This window comes from Amphritea sp. (assembly GCF_016744155.1).
Classification (GTDB): Bacteria; Pseudomonadota; Gammaproteobacteria; order Pseudomonadales; family Balneatricaceae; genus Amphritea.
In genome coordinates, this window is sequence record NZ_JADGEW010000026.1 from 1 (window position 1) to 17,736 (window position 17,736).

The 17,736-nt window shown below is 45.4% G+C and carries 15 protein-coding genes and 1 pseudogene; all 16 read left to right on the forward strand.

What is annotated here, in order from left to right:
- Window positions 1-1,069, forward strand: a pseudogene (locus QZZ54_RS16210) (cytochrome c3 family protein); the annotation flags it as partial.
- Between the two features lie 3 nt (window positions 1,070-1,072).
- Window positions 1,073-1,531 carry a hypothetical protein gene (locus QZZ54_RS16215; protein WP_290704241.1) on the forward strand — a complete coding sequence of 153 codons (459 nt, stop codon included), beginning with the start codon at window positions 1,073-1,075 and terminating at the stop codon, window positions 1,529-1,531.
- A gap of 99 nt (window positions 1,532-1,630) precedes the next feature.
- The gene (locus QZZ54_RS16220) at window positions 1,631-3,787 is read left to right on the forward strand and encodes an SPOR domain-containing protein (RefSeq protein WP_290704244.1); all 2,157 of its coding nucleotides are present in this window, start codon (window positions 1,631-1,633) and stop codon (window positions 3,785-3,787) included.
- Window positions 3,788-4,384: 597 nt separating this feature from the next.
- The gene (gene gspE, locus QZZ54_RS16225; RefSeq protein WP_290704247.1) at window positions 4,385-6,121 is read left to right on the forward strand and encodes a type II secretion system ATPase GspE; all 1,737 of its coding nucleotides are present in this window, start codon (window positions 4,385-4,387) and stop codon (window positions 6,119-6,121) included.
- 1 nt (window position 6,122) lies between these two features.
- Entirely contained in the window at window positions 6,123-7,337 is a 1,215-nt protein-coding gene (locus QZZ54_RS16230) for a type II secretion system F family protein (protein WP_290704250.1), read from the forward strand.
- 14 nt (window positions 7,338-7,351) lie between these two features.
- Complete coding sequence (gene gspG, locus QZZ54_RS16235; protein ID WP_290704253.1) at window positions 7,352-7,780, forward strand: type II secretion system major pseudopilin GspG; 429 nt, start codon at window positions 7,352-7,354, stop codon at window positions 7,778-7,780.
- Between the two features lie 25 nt (window positions 7,781-7,805).
- Window positions 7,806-8,276: a prepilin-type N-terminal cleavage/methylation domain-containing protein gene (locus QZZ54_RS16240; protein ID WP_290704255.1), complete on the forward strand. Its 471-nt coding sequence runs from the start codon at window positions 7,806-7,808 to the stop codon at window positions 8,274-8,276.
- Window positions 8,263-8,649 carry a type II secretion system protein gene (locus tag QZZ54_RS16245; RefSeq protein WP_290704258.1) on the forward strand — a complete coding sequence of 129 codons (387 nt, stop codon included), beginning with the start codon at window positions 8,263-8,265 and terminating at the stop codon, window positions 8,647-8,649. The genes QZZ54_RS16240 and QZZ54_RS16245 overlap by 14 nt, the downstream gene beginning before the upstream one ends.
- The gene (locus QZZ54_RS16250; RefSeq protein WP_290704261.1) at window positions 8,646-9,245 is read left to right on the forward strand and encodes a prepilin-type N-terminal cleavage/methylation domain-containing protein; all 600 of its coding nucleotides are present in this window, start codon (window positions 8,646-8,648) and stop codon (window positions 9,243-9,245) included. The genes QZZ54_RS16245 and QZZ54_RS16250 overlap by 4 nt, the downstream gene beginning before the upstream one ends.
- Window positions 9,235-10,116, forward strand: a complete 882-nt coding sequence (locus QZZ54_RS16255) for a type II secretion system protein GspK (protein WP_290704263.1) — start codon at window positions 9,235-9,237, stop codon at window positions 10,114-10,116. Before QZZ54_RS16250 ends, QZZ54_RS16255 begins: the two co-directional genes overlap by 11 nt.
- Entirely contained in the window at window positions 10,097-11,158 is a 1,062-nt protein-coding gene (locus QZZ54_RS16260; protein WP_290704266.1) for a HAMP domain-containing sensor histidine kinase, read from the forward strand. The genes QZZ54_RS16255 and QZZ54_RS16260 overlap by 20 nt, the downstream gene beginning before the upstream one ends.
- A 28-nt stretch (window positions 11,159-11,186) precedes the next feature.
- Window positions 11,187-12,596 (forward strand): sigma-54 dependent transcriptional regulator, encoded by a 1,410-nt coding sequence (locus QZZ54_RS16265; protein ID WP_290704269.1) that lies wholly within the window; start codon window positions 11,187-11,189, stop codon window positions 12,594-12,596.
- Entirely contained in the window at window positions 12,596-14,440 is a 1,845-nt protein-coding gene (locus QZZ54_RS16270) for an ATP-binding protein (RefSeq protein ID WP_290704272.1), read from the forward strand. Before QZZ54_RS16265 ends, QZZ54_RS16270 begins: the two co-directional genes overlap by 1 nt.
- A gap of 495 nt (window positions 14,441-14,935) precedes the next feature.
- Window positions 14,936-15,157: a hypothetical protein gene (locus QZZ54_RS16275; protein WP_290704275.1), complete on the forward strand. Its 222-nt coding sequence runs from the start codon at window positions 14,936-14,938 to the stop codon at window positions 15,155-15,157.
- 11 nt (window positions 15,158-15,168) lie between these two features.
- Entirely contained in the window at window positions 15,169-15,846 is a 678-nt protein-coding gene (locus QZZ54_RS16280; protein ID WP_290704277.1) for an SCO family protein, read from the forward strand.
- A gap of 13 nt (window positions 15,847-15,859) precedes the next feature.
- Window positions 15,860-17,500, forward strand: coding sequence for a hypothetical protein (locus tag QZZ54_RS16285; RefSeq protein ID WP_290704280.1), 1,641 nt, complete (start codon window positions 15,860-15,862; stop codon window positions 17,498-17,500).
- Window positions 17,501-17,736: the final 236 nt, after the last annotated feature.

Sequence of the window (17,736 nt, forward strand, 5' to 3'; positions counted from 1 at the left end):
CACCTGTAACAGCTGTCATAATGGCACCATTGCATTAGGTAAATCAGCTAATCATATCCAGAGCGGCAATACCTGTGACGACTGTCACAATACCAACAGTTTCACTGGTGCGACATTTGATCACAGCGGTGTCACCGGCAGCTGCTCTAGCTGTCATAACGGCACTATTGCCACAGGCAAAAACGGCAATCACATCAATACAACCAACAGTTGTGAATCCTGCCATGCCACCTTCGGCTGGACTCCAACCACCCGGGTAGACCACACCGAAGTAATCGGCACCTGTAACAGTTGCCATAACGGTTCAATCGCTATGGGCAAATCTAACAACCATATCCAGAGTGGCAACACCTGTGATGACTGTCATAACACCAACAACTGGGCTGATGCGATCTTCGATCACAGCGGCGTTACAGCTACCTGTATCACCTGTCATAACGGGACAACGGCAACAGGTAAAAATCCGGCTCATATAAATACGTCAAATAACTGCGATGCATGTCACTCGTCCGTAGGCTGGGAGCCTGCGATACGGGTCGACCATGCGGAGGTAAATGGAGTCTGTAGCAGCTGCCATAATGGCTCAATTGCGATGGGTAAGTCAGCGAACCATATCCAAAGCAGTAACTCCTGTGATGACTGCCACAGCACCAATACCTGGTTAGGCGCATCATTCAATCACGACAATGTATCACCGGGCACCTGCAGCAGCTGTCACAATGGCAACACGGCTACTGGAAAACCAGGTAACCACTTTGTTACTTCTCTACAGTGTGATGAGTGCCATAACACAACCACCTTTACTGGCATTTCTTTCAATCACAGCTCAGGCGCCTACCCTGGTGACCACGGAGTTAACCTGAGCTGTAATGATTGCCATACCAATAATAATCAAGCCTTGTCATGGCCGACACCAACTTATAAACCGGATTGTGCAGGCTGCCACGCAAGCGATTTCAGACAAAATAAGCATGAAAAAGATACTCTTTCCGAAGTGCGCGACTGTGCTGGCAGCTGCCACGAGAAAAGCAGTTTTCACCGAGTGACTGATCGAGACTGGGATAGATAACTAATGAAAAAATTAATCCAATCAATAGTGTTAATTACATCTATTCTGCCAATTAGCCTGGTTCAGGCACAGCCCGTTGGCGAAAGAATTATGGAAGGGGTCGAACTAATTCGGAGCAAGTCGCCCTGCGACCCTGATTTGGCAATCATCCGTATGCATTACCCAGTGCGCTACATCACTCATTATCCTCAGGAACCCAGTCATGAGCTACGGATCCAAATAAGACATATCCGCTTAGCTGTGATTGATGAAAGCTCGCAAGACCAACGCGAGTCTACTTCTCCAGAAGATCATGATCTGCTCGACGAGGTTGTTTATGAAGGAGACTTCTCCGGCGGCCCCTATCTGACTCTGGAGTATAACGAAACCGTTCAATCTGAAGTCATTCAGGGTAGCGATTACCGCACTATCAAAGTGCTGATCTACCCCTCTAACCGCATTCAGCAAGCTAAATGCCAGTAATCCGACATTTAAACCGAGTAAAACATAATGCATAACCCGACCAAAACTCTGTTATCCACACTTATTACTGCTGTCATAGCTAGCGGATCATTCACCATAATGCCTAGTTATGCTGCAGATCAGGTCTTGGGCGCTGAAAGCTCAGCTATACAGATGAGTGGCCGGTATGCAATTCATGTCGCATCACTGCTTAAACAGTCAGACGCAGAAAAAGTAATACGCGAGCTGCCCTTCAAGAGTCACCCCGCTTATATCACTACTTCAATTGTAAAAAACACAACCTGGTATAGGGTAAGAATCGGTTTCTTCCCAACAGCGAAAGACGCTGAAGTTCTGGCCAATTCGATACGCAACAGGCATCCCGATCTTTGGATTACGAAGGTTGCCAATAGCGAAAGACTGGCTGCATTTACGGAAGCGACAAGATTGAGCACACCTCCACCCATTAAGGCTGGAGAAGACCTGATTGAACCGGAGTCTGCAGAAAACCTACCCACTGCAGGCGAAGCCTCAACAACGAAGCCACTGGCTCAAGCCAACAATACAGAACGAACGACAAGTTCTACACCACCCACTCCCAGTAAGCCAATTACTGTTATATCGTCTTCCCGTTCACCTCAATCTACCTCAGAAAGCGACGATCCTCTTGAAAAAATAATGATTCAGGCTGAGCAATCTATGATTGCTCAGGAATATGATCGCGCAATCCAACTATATACAAAAATACTTCGTGAGCCAGAAAATCAACACAGTCGCCAGGCCCTTGAATTTACCGGCGTGGCTCGCGAGCGTAAAGGCCAACAAGCACAAGCAAAAGCGGTCTGGGATCAGTATCTGGAAACATATCCCGACGGGGCCGACGCATTACGTGTTCGCCAACGTATCACCGCGATGATCACCGCAGCAGATACGCCAACCGAAAGAACTAAAAGCACAGCCCGTAAACAGCCTTCTCGCTGGGATGTATATGGCGGCATATCTCAATTCTACCGTCGGGACGAATTCTCTACTGAGACCGAAGACTTTAAAACTTCCTCAGTTAATCGTGAAGCACTATCAAACGATCTATACCTGACTGGCCGGTACCGGGGTGATGAATACGATATCCGTACTCGGTTCTCCGGCGGTTACGAGGAAGATTTCCTCGACGAAGGTGAAAGTGAAACACGGATAAGTACTCTGTATATAGATCTACAAGATAAGCAGGCAACTAATACATTACGGCTGGGAAGACAGTCCAGCAGCTCTGGTGGTGTTTTGGGGCGCTTTGATGGGTTTGTGGCCGGACACTCTCTCAATGAAACAATTAAGCTGAACGCTGTCGCGGGTTTTCCAGTGGACTCTTCCACTTACAACGAAATCAATCAGGATCGCTGGTTCTACGGCCTGAATGTCGATCTAGGTACTTTCAATGATGCCTGGGACTACAACCTATTTATCATCGAACAAAGAAACGAAGACATACTTGACCGGCGAGCGGTGGGTGGCGAAGTCCGCTATTTTCAACCGGGTAGAACACTGTTTACGCTGCTGGATTACGATATTTCCTACAACGAGCTGAATACCCTGTTTGCTCTAGGCAGCTGGACAAATAAGAAAGATCAGACATTCAACCTGTCTGTCGATTATCGGTTCAGTCCTGTTCTAATGACAACCACAGCGATTCAGAGCCAGTCAGTGAATACTCTAAGCGAACTACTGGCAAAAGGCATCACCGAAGATGAAGCTCGACAATACGCGCTTGATCGTACCACCCGAAGCTTCACCACCACGCTTGGAATGGTGCAGCCGATCACCGATGATTTCCAGGTCAGCGGGGATCTGACAGTCACTAAACAAGGCGATAGTGAAACATCAGGTGGCGTTGAGGGTTTCGAGGGCACAGATTATGAATACTCACTATTTATTCAAGCGATCGGAAATAACCTTATTAAACAGGGCGATCTGGGCATTGTTGGTATACGTCTGACCGATGCAACCACCAGCCAGCGAATAGGGCTTACGTTTAACAGTCGCTATCCGGTCAATGATAAGTTACGAATCAATCCACGGTTTCAAACAGAATTCCGTGAAAACACCGACGACAGCACCTCTCAGTGGTATGTCCGCCCCTCTGTTCGCTTTGAATATCGATGGACACGGAAAACTCGCTTCGAATTTGAGACCGGTGGAGAGATATCTAACCGCGAGTTGACAGACGATACCAGTGAAACAAACAGCTATTACATTAACTTAGGCTATCGGCACGACTTTTAATATAAAAAACGCCTTTGCACCTTTAAAGAAAGCCAGGGATGGCTATGGTGTGAACAGAACTAATTCCTTCCCCGACAAACCTATCTCACAAGCTTAGAGTTTCATCCACCGTAAAAATAGGTGCACAAATCACCCCTTTTTTATTCAACACCAAAACTCTCTCTAAAGTTAGTAAAAACATAACCATCAGCATATTATTTCAAACACTAACCTTTAATTATTTTAGAAAATCTCTGGCTACACCTAGATTAATTTTTCTCTATGACAGAACGCTATGAATTCTTTTGCAAAAATGAGAACCACAATAAAATCTGAGCAATCAATTTCGAGGCATACAAAAAAAAATACATTACTATCATATAGTTATACTATTTTTTTATAAAATTCTCACTATTGAGAAAAACTCTCAAATTTAAAAACAATTATAAGAACCGCTTTTTTATCATAAATATTCATATGAATTAGTTAAATTATGACTATTTTCTCATTGTTTATTTCCTATTTTCTCATCTAAACTAAACAAACGATTAATATTCATAGTAAGGGACTTACTGAGTATTTTAGATTCAGATGAATGGAACACAAAAGGAAATGGCGATGGGAAATGCCGTAGTGTTAAATAACAATGATGACGCGTTAATTCATCAGCAGATACAAGAATGGTTTACGTCCCGCAAAAAAATCACAGCGGAAATTTTTAATCGTTCTTTATCGTTAGTGAAGGAACAGGGTGAAACAACCAGCCTGCCACTAATGCTGCTTAAACTTGGTCAAGTAAGTGCTGAAGACTTAGCCGCTTGCTTTGCTGATATCCTAAATCTACGACAAGTTTCATTCGAAGACTTCCCCGCTTCCCTAGCTTGCTCCGATCTGATCGCAGAAAATTTCCTTAAGCAAAACTCAGTTCTTCCATTAGCGTTTAAAGACAACACGCTGATACTCGCCATGCTCGATCCCAGCGACCAATTCGTCATTAAAAGCATTAAGCTCGCCTCTGGCGCTGAACAAGTAGAATCAGTCGTCATCAGCAAGACAGATCTCGACTCGTTGTACGAGCAGTTTTATGGCAACGGTCAGTCTCAACTAGGAAAGATTGCTGATCAGATTGAGACCTCTGCCGAGAGTAATGATGCTGATGTAGAGCAACTTCGGGATATGGCCAGTGAAGCTCCAGTTATTCGCATGGTCAATCTGTTAATACAACGCGCTTGTAAGAGTAACGCTTCCGATATTCATATAGAGCCTTTTCATGATTCGCTCAAAGTACGCTTTCGTTGTGATGGTTTACTACAGGAGGTTGAAGCGCCCCCAGCGCATCTGAGCGCAGCCGTGATCTCCCGCATTAAAATAATGGCACATATGAATATAGCAGAACGCAGATTACCTCAGGATGGCCGAATTGATCTGCGGGTACAAGGTCAGCCGATCGATATCAGGGTATCCAGTATCCCTACTGTGCACGGTGAAAGCGTAGTTATGCGTTTATTACAACGGGATAGTCTTGCACTGGACTTTGAAAGCTTAGGTCTGACCGGGGAGCCTCTTGCTCGCTTGAAAACAGCGTTGAATAAGCCCAATGGAATGATACTGGTTACCGGCCCTACAGGAAGCGGAAAATCGACTACTCTCTATACTGCTTTACAGGGCCTCAATACAGAACAACGCAAAATCATTACAGTAGAAGACCCCGTTGAATATCAGCTGGAAGGTGTAAATCAGATACAAGTCCGCTCATCTATTGGCTTGGACTTTTCCACCACTCTCCGCTCCATTGTTCGACAGGACCCAGATATAATCATGGTCGGAGAGATGCGTGACCTGGAAACGGCCCGTATATGCATTCAGTCCGCCCTAACCGGTCATTTAGTGTTATCTACTCTGCATACGAACGAAGCAGCTGGCAGTATTATCCGCTTACTGGACATGGGTGTAGAAGACTATCTATTAACATCCACTCTCCTTTGTGTGGTCAGCCAGCGTTTGGTTCGAAAATTATGTCCGCACTGCGCAAAATCATACCATCCGATGCCAGAGCTGCTGCAAAGATTAAGTAAGCATAGCGGTTTAACCATTGCTCCCAACAGTACCCTTTTCAAACCTATAGGTTGCGAACATTGTCGTAATACGGGTTATAGCGGACGAATTGCTATTTGTGAGGTACTGCCTGTTGATGACCCTATCCGTCAGCAGATAATGCAGAACTGCGACGCCAGAGAGCTTCAAAAACTGGCGATCAAGCTTGGAATGCAAACCATGTATACCGATGGTTGCAGCAAAGCACTCGCAGGGCTTACAACCCTGAAAGAAGTTCTTCGAGTTACTCAGGAGAGCTGATATGACAACTTTCTTTTACAAGGCCATTAGCAGCAGCGGAGAACTGACAGAAGGAAGTATCATCGCTGAAAACCGTGAAGAGGTCGTCAACCAACTACAAGCCAATGGCAAGGTGCCGATCTATGCCGATATTCATCAACCTAAAGGCAAGAAGCTACACCGAAAGACATCACTGATTAAATCACACAGCAGTGAACTGATTTTTGAATTTACTCAAGAGCTGATGTATCTGGTAGAAGCAGGCATTACTCTGGATCGCAGCCTGGAAATTCTACAACAAGGCACTCCTTCGACAGCTTTACAAAGCCTGATAAACGAACTGCGCCAGCAACTCCACGGCGGCCAGACCTTCAGTCAAGCTTTAGAGAAATTCCCAGGCTATTTCACTCCCCTGTATATAAGCCTCATTCGTGCCGCTGAAGCCAGTGGCCAGATAGCACGAGGTCTTGAAACTCTCTGCCAGCACCTTGAGCGCAGCCGACAACTTAAAGAGAAAGTTTCAGCTGCTTTGCTCTATCCACTCATTCTTTTAGGTGTCTCGCTGCTTTCAATATTGATGATACTCCTCTACGTCGTGCCACAATTTGCCGACATTATCGCCGGGTTTAGCAAGGAACTTCCTCCGGAAACTCGCTTTGTTATGTGGCTTAGCCAGATGTGTATCGATTATGGCGTCTACTTTCTGAGCGCATTATCACTACTGCTAATTATCGCCTATAGAACAATTTCAAGCGGTTCAAATGCCGCTTGGTGGGACGCTTTACGACTCAATTCACCATTGATTGGGCCGCTCCATATTAAGATTGAGTACACCCGTTTCTGTCGCAGCCTAGGTAACCTGATCAATAGTGGTGTACCGATGCTTAGCAGTATTGAGATGGCCAGCGCTGCCTTCAGTAATGGAATATTAAAGAGCGAGATCTCTCAAGCAGCTACCCATCTGCGAGAAGGTGGACGTTTATCTGATCAGCTGAGAAACAGCAAACGAGTCCCGCCTCTCGTCGTTCAACTAAGCCAAGTGGGTGAAGAAACCGGTAAATTGCCCGATATGTTACTGAAAACAGCCGACATCTATGACCGCCAAATTGAAACACAAACCCAGAAACTACTGCAAATTTTGGAACCGGCATTAATCTTATCGCTGGGTTTGATTATAGCTGTACTGATTCTTTCACTTTTATCCGCGATCATCGGTATTAACGACATTGCATTGTAGCCAAGGAGAGATATGTGAGTAAGCGCACAAAATATACCCAAAGCGGTTTTACCCTACTAGAGATTCTCGTCGTTCTGGTCATCCTGGGCCTGCTTGCCGGTTTGGTTGGCCCAAGAGTCCTGAAGCACCTTGACAGCTCTAAAACCAAAACGGCCATGCTGCAGATACAGGAATTAGGGGCCGCTCTAGACCTTTACCGACTGGAAGTTGGCCGTTACCCAGACTCTGAGCAAGGCCTGGACGCATTGATTAATCAACCAGAAGGCATCAGCAGCTGGAACGGCCCCTATTTGAAGAAGAAAGTGATTCGCTTGGATCCATGGGGACAGAGTTATCACTACAAATTCCCAGGAGAATTTGGAGAGTACGATCTGTTCTCGCTAGGAGCCGATAACAATGAAGGCGGCGATAGCGAAAACGCAGACATCGTTAGCTGGAAATAAGAGCACCAATAAGCAGGGGGATTGAATGGCACAACAATCAGCTCATTTACAGCAACAAACCGGCTTTACATTGCTGGAGCTGCTGGTCGTTATGGCCATTGCAGGAATGTTGCTTGCGCTGATTGTTCCCCGGTTCAGCGCTGCCTTTGCGGGAGCAAGGTTTCAACAACAGGCACAAACATTAAATACAACCTTAAAACAAGCACGATACAGTGCTGTGAAAACAGGAGAGATCCTTCGGCTGGAGCTGTCCAACACAGGTAACAGTCTCCTTAATGCTGAAGGCGATGTAATCTTTAGCTGGCCCGATGATACCGAGTTAATCTTTATTGACCAGAAGGAAGAGCTCGTCAGCAACGGCTATGTTTTGTTTATCCCTGGCGCAGGCAGTAATGGTGCAACACTTCGCCTGACTCAACGGGAAAAAGGACTGCGTCGCCAGGCGACGTTCCAGGTCAGCTGGCTGACAGGAGGAGTTAGCTATGAAACGCTCTAAGCGGCAACAGGGGTTTTCTCTGCTGGAAGTTCTGGTAGCAATGATTATCGCCGCCCTCACCCTGGGTGTAATTCTCAACCTGTTCTCCAGTGCCTCAAAGAGTGCCACTATAAACTCCGACTATCGAAGCGCAATCCAGGTGGCTGAAAGCACTATCGAGCAGCTGGCCAGTAATCCGCTCCGCTCAAGTGAACTTGAGGGCAGCGAATCCGGATATCGCTGGCGAGCCAGTATTACGCCGTGGGAAACGGCTGATACTCAGCCCTTGCGATCACCTTTCGTGCTCTATGAAGTTGAGGTCCGGGTCAGCTGGGGCAACCGACAAGACTACCCGGTCACGTTAAAGACACTTCGCATGGGTGCCCGCTCATGAATAAGCACCTAAATAAAGGTTCCGGCTTTACTCTACTGGAAATGCTGGTAGCCATGGCCATCACTAGCGTATTACTAACTGTGATATATGGCAGTTTTTATCAGGGCATTCGTAGCTGGCAGAGCATTTCAGCTCACAACGAGGCGGAGCAACAACAGTTTCTGCTGCGCCAGCACTTACGACAGCAGTTACAAAGCTCTTTACTGATAAACACCAGTCAGGACCGCAACAGCAACATTGAGTTTATCGGTCGTGAGGATCACTTGGAATTCATCGCTCAGCTTTCCCCTCTACAGGGAAATGCCGGACTGTATAACTACCGCATAACATTGCAAGACGAACCTGCAGCAATTCATATTCAGATATCCCCTTATGGGATAGAAAATGAATCCCAGCTTCAACAGCATTCATTAAAGGCCGATAGCACCCTGCGAATAGAGTACAGCGACTCATCAGGTAGCTCTGTGAACTGGATAGATCGCTGGCCTTATCAAAACCGACTACCCCAACTCATACGCATCTATCAACCCGACACACTGCATCCGGAATGGCTCCCATTGACCGTTGAAGTGAGGAGGCACCGCCATGCGATCTGACAACATGCAGAAAGGCATTGCTCTGCTAAGCGTTCTTTGGGTTACAACGGTTCTCACTATACTTGCTGGTAGTCTCGTGGCTAATCAACATCAAAGCTCAGACACGACCCGCCAGTGGCTTAATCAGGCTCAGGCTCGCTACGCAGCAGAGGCGGCGATACACATTGCACTCTACAACCTGTTTACACACCAGACTCAACCCGGATCAGAAAATGCAGAAGAAATAGAACCTGTTTTTTACGCCGACTTTCAGCTAACGAGTAATATTTACAGCGAAGCAGGAAAAGCTGATATCAACAAAATTTCTGACCCATTACTACGCAAACTGATTCACGGAATTCTTGAGAATCCGCAACAAGCAGACAAGCTTACAGACCAAATTCTAGACTGGCGTGATGGCGATGATTTAGTGCGTTTAAACGGCGCTGAACGACGAGACTACCTTATGGCTGAAAGTGAGTTTTTACCGACGAACCAACCCTTTAAAAACACCTCAGAGCTACAGCGTTTAATGGAGATGAGCCCTCTTACCTACATAAAGCTTCAGCCTCTACTGACAACGCATTCTGGCCAAAGTAACATTGATATGGCAGCTGCACGCCCAGAGCTTCTACAAGCGATGGGAGTCAATACTGACCAGACACGTCGCTTTTTTAATGCCGCAAGCAGTCGCCTGCTAGAGATCTCTGCGCAAGCAGACAAACCTGATCTTAGTAGCATTCAACTTACAACCATTGTTTCACTTCAGCCTGGAAATACCCGCGAGCCTTTTCGATTGCTAGCTTGGGAGTATGCAGTACCCGGATTAACGGAAATGGCAGCCAGTTTTTTGCCTGATCAAGGAGGAATAGATGCAAACCAGCACAACTAGACCATTAGATGAGCCTGACCTTCTCGGCTGGAACCTTCTATTCCAGAAAAGCAATGATGCTATGTTAATGGTCGATAATGACCTTAATGTAATAGATGCTAACGATACTGGTCTTAAGGTTTGCTCTATCGGCCATAATCTAAGTCAGATTGACTCTATGAGCAGCCAGGAAGATGAACGTCGTACCATCACCGGCAACGTCCGCTGGTCACTTGATCAGATGATCAGCTCAGAAGACAGAGTCATCTTTCTGAAACAAAACAATGCCGATGTTGAAGTGGATATCTATCCTGTCACCCACCCGCTTCAAGGGGCAGTGATCATTATAAAAGAACCGACCGAATCACTGAACCACAAAGAGATAAAGGGCGAACCTGAAAAGCTATATCGACTTGGAATGACTGCAGCAGGAATTACCCATGAGTTAAGTAATCCAGTCAGTTCGCTTTACAGCCAGCTTGAGCTGATGCAAAGCCAGCGAGAGAAGCCTGATATTCAGTTACAAACTTGCCTCGAACTGGTGGTCAGAATTCGAAACATTTTGCGAGAACTATCAGGCATTATGGAAGAAAACTCAGCCTTGGATTCCAAAAATATAGATTTGGCAGAAATTATCCCGCGCACTATGAACCTTCTGAAATTCTGTCCGCAGGGCCGGGAAGCGAATATATCACATTCAATTGAAAGCCAAATACCGCTGCTTAATATAAGCGAGAAGCACCTAAGCCTATTGCTCGATAACGTTTGTGACAATGCACTCAAAGCGGCCGGGAAAGGAGGTCAAATTGAGATAAAGGCACACACATCCGCGACTGGAGGCATCGAGCTAAGCTGCAAAAACAATGGAAAAGGCCTCAAATATAAAGAACTGATTCAACACGATATTTATACACAGGGAATGGGGGTGGGTTTGATGATCACACGCCAGATTGTAGAGAGTTATCAAGGCACAATAAATATATCCAGAACCGCTGACGGCGGCACTGAAGTACGACTCAGTTTCCCGGCCCAATGCTGCCGGGATAGGCTTGATAGTGAATAAATCCGAGAATCAAGGCGGGAAATTTGTAATGAGCAATATACTGATAATCGAAGACGAACCTGTTCTCAATGAGAACCTGAATCAGTTTCTGAGTAGCAAAGGCCATCAAGTCTACTCAGCAGAATCCAAAGCAACAGCTAAAGTTCAGCTTTCCGAGCATCTGTTTGATGTCATTCTCAGTGACTTACGTCTACCCGATACGAACGGTACTGAGCTGATTGAATATATCAAAGAGGTAGCCCCTGCCAGTATCATTCTGGTTATGACCGCTTACAGCTCACTTGAAACAGCATTAGATGTATTTCACTGCGGTGCTCATGATTACATTATCAAGCCATTTCCTTTGCAAGAGATCGAGCATAAAGTTGATAACGCACTGCAATACAAACAGCTGCTTAACGAAAATGCGAACTTACGTAACCGCCTTCAACATGACTCAGAAAACATTGAAACACTGGCCGGCAATAGCGCACAAATGTGTGAGTTGCGGCGGCTAATTGAAAAGGTAGCGATGACTAACACTAACGTACTGATACAAGGCGAGAGTGGTACCGGGAAGGAGTTAGTCGCTCAATCATTACATGCGAAGTCACTTAATAATGACGGCCTATTCGTACCTGTTAATGTTGCTGCTATTCCAGACGGCCTGGTGGAAAGTTACTTATTTGGCCATACTAAAGGTTCTTTCACCGGCGCAAACCAAACGCGTGAAGGCGCATTTAGAATGGCCTCCGGTGGTACTCTCTTCCTCGACGAGATAGGAGAAATGCCACTACAGATTCAAAGTAAACTTCTGCGTGTATTAGAGGATAGCCAAGTCTATCCTGTCGGTAGTGATACGCCGGTGCCCGTTGATACACGTATCATCTGTGCAACCCATCGTGACCTTGACAAGATGGTCATCGATGGCGAGTTTCGTGAAGACCTCTGGTATCGCCTCAATGTGGTTAATCTAACAACACCGCCTCTAAGAAAGCGTATGGAAGACATTCCCGCTTTAGTTTCACTCATACTGAAACGACTTCAGAGTGAACTCAAACGCCCTATCATGGAAATTGATAATGATGTTATTCATCATCTGATGAATTTGCCTCTCAAAGGCAACGTCAGAGAACTGAAAAACATTCTTGAACGAGCGGCAGTGCTTTGCGATGACAACACCATTCGAGTTAAAGACCTAGCTTTACAATCTGGAGACTTAGCCAACTTACAGCTGGATGAAACAGGTACACTTTCGGATCTAAATTCCGCCGTAGAGAAATTCAAGCAACAGCACATTGTAGCCGCTCTGGAAAATACTGAAGGATGCAGAGAGTCCGCTGCACGTTTATTGGGTTTGTCTACCGCTACCCTTTACCGTCAGTTAGATAAACTAGGGCTAAAAGGATACGTCGCCCGTTCGGCCAAAAGTAACCCCCTTCATTCCGGTGATAACTAATGACCCGACCTCCGACCGAGTTACAAGGTAAAGCGATGGGGGCGTCCGTTAACTCTCAGGCACCGAGCAAATCCCTAAGTAACAAGTTGTTTATCCATCTAACAACCGATCTAGAGCGGACCTTTACATTACTCAGCCTAATTACCATCATGATAATTAGTACCGCCGGCGCTTTAATACTGTCTGAAATTGTAACGATGAAGATGCTTCGACAAGATGCCCGTATTACCCAGCAGTTTATACAAAGCGCCGCAGGAACAGAGCGGTTACCTGACACGCCTTATCAAAAAGAATTTCTAAATAGTAAGCGTTGGTTAGCTGGCTATCTTCAGCGCATAGGCCGATTTCCAGATACGCCTCTGGTAAAGATTTATGCCCCCGACTATACAATTGTCTGGGCATCCGACCATAATCTGATCGGCGAGAGTTTTGAAAATAATATTGAGTTAAAAGCAGCGTTACAAGGGCATCTCAAGTTCAAACAGGAAGGCGTAGGCGAACTGAATGAAAGCAATGATAAAACAGATCTAAGCTATTTCGCAAAAGACCTGGAACAGGTTATCGAAATTTATGTACCCCTGTGGAATTCAGACCAGACTGAAGTTATCGCTGTTGTAGAACTTTATAAGACCTCAGATTACCTGTTTCAGAGTATCTATGAAATCAAGGTTTATATCTGGTCTGGAGCGATTGTGGGCGGTAGCATCCTGTTTATCGTATTGTTTTCCCTTGTCAGAAAAACCAATAAGACCCTTCGAAGACAGCGAAAAGCGATCGTAGAATCTGAAGCACTGGACACTATCGGTGAAATGACCTCGGCGATGGCCCACGGTATACGTAACCCATTGGCATCCATACGATCCAGTGCTGAATTAGCCCTCTTAGTTCCTGATAATTCGCCACGTATGTCTGAGAATATTATCGCCTCTGTTGATAAGCTGCAGGAATGGATTGGTGAGTTTATTCAATTTACTGAAACTGAATCTCGCTTTGACAACCAAATCGTCGTGTTTGACCGGCTGGTTGAAGAGAGCCTGCAATTAATCAGCGAACAAGCCAACCACCAAAATATTGTGATTGAACCCCTGCCCTTTGAAACCTACGCTCCAGTCAATGGAGACCCAGCATTATTGCGTCAGTTACTGGGGATTATTCTAGATAACTGTCTTGAAGCGATGCCTGATGGCGGAATAATCACCGTTCGACAGCAAAACCACGACCAGCATCACTTGCGACTTGAGATCAGTGATAACGGAGTGGGTATCCCGAAAGAACAGCTTAAAAATGTATTTCGTCCTTTTACCAGTAATAAAAAGCATGCGTTGGGCTTAGGGCTAATGATGGCGCAAAGGATCGCAGTCCACCATAACGGACAGATTGAACTCTTTAGTCACGAAGGAGAAGGTACTACTGTTTCAGTTATTCTGCCGACTATTTCCGATAAACTCGCCAAAATACTGGTCATCGATGATGAACACACCTTTGCTGACAACCTTAAAGTCTATCTTGAGCAATATGAATTTGAAGTCAGGTTAACGGACAATGCTGCCGATGGGCTAACGGCTGTTAGCCAATGGATGCCCGATATCGTATTAATCGAGATAAAGCTCAGCGACATGGATGGCATAAATTTAAGCCAAGAGATTCTCAAGCGCTATTCACAAACGACTGTCATCGCGCTAACCGGCCAAGCCAATGATAACAGAGATAAAAAGCTGGACATTATCAGCCGCCTACAACAGGCAGGAGTGAGTAAAGTAATAACTAAACCAGTACCCTTAGCTGACATCCGAACGGTTCTTGAACAGGCAAGGCCTGCTGCCCATGCCGCTTCGCATAAATGATAAAAGAAGACATATTTAACCATCAGAGATGCGAAGAAAGAATATTTATAAATCTAAATAACCATTAAAAAACATATAGTTAAACTTTAAGGAACAGGTATTGCTTTGCACTAACTGATTAGAACTTTTATCTGATTAACAAGTTCAATCAACGGTGATTTTCATAGTAGAAACACGACAAGATACAAACCTCAGGGTATAGGCATGGAATGCCTATACCGCTGTAATATCATTCGGGGGGATGATCAGTAAAAAATGAGAACGGTGGGTAAAGGTATGAGATCAACAATTTTGGTTATTGATTCATCTCCTTCTAACCAACAGAAAATTTTCAATTGGTTAAGACCCACCGGGAATCAATTATCTTTCGCCAAAGACTTACACTCTGCGATGAGGATTTTGAACCAGAACCAGCCTCAACTGATAATTTTTTCAGTTGCACAGCCTGGAGTTTCTCCTAAACGACTGATCAGAAGATTAAATGCCAGAGCACCTATGGCAAAGCTTATCGGGATTCTGCCCGCTGCAGGACATCCGGTTAAATCTACCCCTGAATTTGCGCAACTGATTGATGCTTTTCTAATTGCACCTTTGTGCCAGGAAGAAGTACTGATCAATGTTTCGCAACTGCTCAGATTTCAACGTCTAAGCATGGAAAACAGCTATCTGAGAGAGGAGTTAGCGTTTTCAACGCTGGCAGCACACTGGCATTCATAGGGGGTTTTGCCATGAACAGGACGTACTTAACACCAGCAATGAAAATTGCTTTGGCAGCAACGCTTTTAACCATTTTCCACCTACCATTACAAGCAGATGAAATGGATCATAGCAGCCACCAAAAGCACGCTATGACCGCTGAATCAGATGACCCACATGCACAACATAAAGCAATGATGGCAAGTTCTGATAAAGACAAAGTCAAACGCAGCAACCAAACTTATAATGTCCCTCCACTGACAATGGTTAATCAGACATCAGATGCAGTGAATATTCAGCAACTGTTGAATAGCGACAAACCGATGATGGTTAATTTTATTTTTACCACCTGCCCTACGATTTGCCCCGTTCTAAGCTCCACATTCTCAGTTGTAAACCGTAAGCTGGCTGAAGAGAAAGAGCTTACTATGATCTCAATATCAATAGACCCTGAGGAAGATACACCTGCCGCTTTACAACGATACGCCAGGAAATTTGAAGCCAGAGACAACTGGATTTTTATCACCGGAGCAATAGAAGACAGCATCGAACTTCAAAAAGCTTTTGACATCTATCGTGGTAGTAAAATGAACCATGAACCGGTCACTTATCTGCGATCCAGAGCTGATAAACCCTGGACGCGATTAGATGGTTTTCCCAGCAGCGAACAGCTGATTAGCGAATATCACCATATGAAAATGGGTCATTAGTCAGGTCTTATCGATGAATAGACTAAAGCCTTTTAAGAACTGGGCTGTTTTGCCGGTTATTCTGATGCTAACAATGCCGAGTCAGGCTCAAGAAAGCCAAAAAAGTCTCCAGCTGCAGGAAGGTCGCTCGCTGTTTGTATCAGGCCTTTCCAAAGATGGCACGCCAACCGTAGCCATTAGTCAGGGTCAACCATTAGCCGGAGAACTATTTGCCTGCGTCAACTGTCACAGACATAGCGGTCTAGGCACCAGCGAAGGGGGATATCAGATTCCAGATATTACCGGCCCTACCCTGTTTGCTCCGATAGAGGTAAGGCAGAAAGAGCTGTACGCCGTGCGAACAGAGGGATTCTATACACGGCCAGCCTACACCCGTGAAACCCTGCGCAAAGCTATTACTGAAGGTATTGGAGCCAGCGGCAGACCATTAAGTAAAATTATGCCTCGCTACCTGTTCAACCAGTCTCAAACAGACGCATTGATCGACTATATTAACAGTCTGGATTATTCCCAGCCCCCGGGTGTCGGTACTGAGAACCTGCAACTGGCCACCATCATTACTGAAAACACTGAACCCGCCAAAAAACAGGCGTTTCTGACAACATTCCATCAGTTTTTTAAAGAGAAAAACGCACAGACACGCCATGAAGTAAGGCGAGTAAAATACTCCCCCTGGCATAAAAACTGGCAATACGATAACTACCGAAAATGGAAACTCAATGTCTGGGAGCTAAAAGGCGATCCCTCGACTTGGTTTGACCAGCTGAAGCAGTATTATGATAGCAACCCCGTATTCGCCGTTGTCGGAGGGTCGAGTGAGGAAAGCTGGCAACCGATTGATCATTTTTGTGAAGCTCAACAACTCCCTTGCCTGTTTCCAGACACCGATCTTCCGGTTCAGAAACCGGGCCATTACAGCCTCTATTTTTCAGCGGGCATGAACCTTGAAACGCGCCGAGTTATCCATTATCTGAAGCAAAATCCTCAGTTCACAAATATCATCCAGCTGGTCGGAGAGGACTTTCGCAGTCAGTTCGCCGCCAATGATATTACAAAGCGAACAGCGGCACTTAAGCACCCGATAAACGCCACATCGATAAGCTTGGCAGGCAGTTTAAAAGGCACTCTTCGCATTCCTGAGAATGATGCTAATACCTTGTACCTGCTGTGGCTGACAAACGATGAGTTACAGAATTTACCCGTAGATTTCGCACACTCAAAATCCCCTTTATTACTATCATCGACTCTGCTACAACGGCAATTTGATCAAATTCCCGAGCATATTAAACATCAAAGCTGGCTGATTCACCCCTTCAGTTTACCCAGTGAACCTAGCCACAACGTTCGCAGCAGAGCCTGGCTGAATGCCCGTGGAATCAAAACCCCCTATCTAAAACTTCAATCCAATACCTACCTGTCACTCAGTATTCTCACTGAAGCGATGATGCATATTCGAAGTAATTTTTCTCAGGACTACCTGATTGAACGTATCGAACATATGTTAGAGAACAGCCCGGAAACCTCCGTATACCCACGTCTTAGCTTAGCACCTGGCCAACGCTTTGCAGCCAAAGGAAGTTATCTAATCCCTCTCGAAAAAATCAACAGCAGCAGTGTTCAGGCTCGATCATACTGGGCTGTCCCTGAACACTAATTGATCTCATCCCCTTTTTACAAAGTTAAGAAAAACCTCTTCCTACCTCTGTCGCTAATGAGAGAAATAGACTGTTTCTGAACAGCAACAAAAACACTTTCACACATAAAAAACCAATTAAGCATATGTTTTTAAATGATTTTTTAAAAACAACATCAGACATGGTTCGTTTTTTGCGTAGTAAGCAGACAAGGCTAACCAATTTTTCGTCGCAGTATCCGGACAATTTTTTTCAT

What these genes read in the sequence shown, in the direction of transcription:
- QZZ54_RS16215 (WP_290704241.1), top strand. Translation starts at nt 1,073, where the DNA reads ATGAAAAAATTAATCCAATCAATAGTGTTAATTACATCTATTCTGCCA.
- QZZ54_RS16220 (WP_290704244.1), top strand. Translation starts at nt 1,631, where the DNA reads ATGCCTAGTTATGCTGCAGATCAGGTCTTGGGCGCTGAAAGCTCAGCT.
- gspE (WP_290704247.1), top strand. Translation starts at nt 4,385, where the DNA reads ATGGGAAATGCCGTAGTGTTAAATAACAATGATGACGCGTTAATTCAT.
- QZZ54_RS16230 (WP_290704250.1), top strand. Translation starts at nt 6,123, where the DNA reads ATGACAACTTTCTTTTACAAGGCCATTAGCAGCAGCGGAGAACTGACA.
- QZZ54_RS16240 (WP_290704255.1), top strand. Translation starts at nt 7,806, where the DNA reads ATGGCACAACAATCAGCTCATTTACAGCAACAAACCGGCTTTACATTG.
- QZZ54_RS16245 (WP_290704258.1), top strand. Translation starts at nt 8,263, where the DNA reads ATGAAACGCTCTAAGCGGCAACAGGGGTTTTCTCTGCTGGAAGTTCTG.
- QZZ54_RS16250 (WP_290704261.1), top strand. Translation starts at nt 8,646, where the DNA reads ATGAATAAGCACCTAAATAAAGGTTCCGGCTTTACTCTACTGGAAATG.
- QZZ54_RS16255 (WP_290704263.1), top strand. Translation starts at nt 9,235, where the DNA reads ATGCGATCTGACAACATGCAGAAAGGCATTGCTCTGCTAAGCGTTCTT.
- QZZ54_RS16260 (WP_290704266.1), top strand. Translation starts at nt 10,097, where the DNA reads ATGCAAACCAGCACAACTAGACCATTAGATGAGCCTGACCTTCTCGGC.
- QZZ54_RS16265 (WP_290704269.1), top strand. Translation starts at nt 11,187, where the DNA reads ATGAGCAATATACTGATAATCGAAGACGAACCTGTTCTCAATGAGAAC.
- QZZ54_RS16270 (WP_290704272.1), top strand. Translation starts at nt 12,596, where the DNA reads ATGACCCGACCTCCGACCGAGTTACAAGGTAAAGCGATGGGGGCGTCC.
- QZZ54_RS16275 (WP_290704275.1), top strand. Translation starts at nt 14,936, where the DNA reads ATGGCAAAGCTTATCGGGATTCTGCCCGCTGCAGGACATCCGGTTAAA.
- QZZ54_RS16280 (WP_290704277.1), top strand. Translation starts at nt 15,169, where the DNA reads ATGAACAGGACGTACTTAACACCAGCAATGAAAATTGCTTTGGCAGCA.
- QZZ54_RS16285 (WP_290704280.1), top strand. Translation starts at nt 15,860, where the DNA reads ATGAATAGACTAAAGCCTTTTAAGAACTGGGCTGTTTTGCCGGTTATT.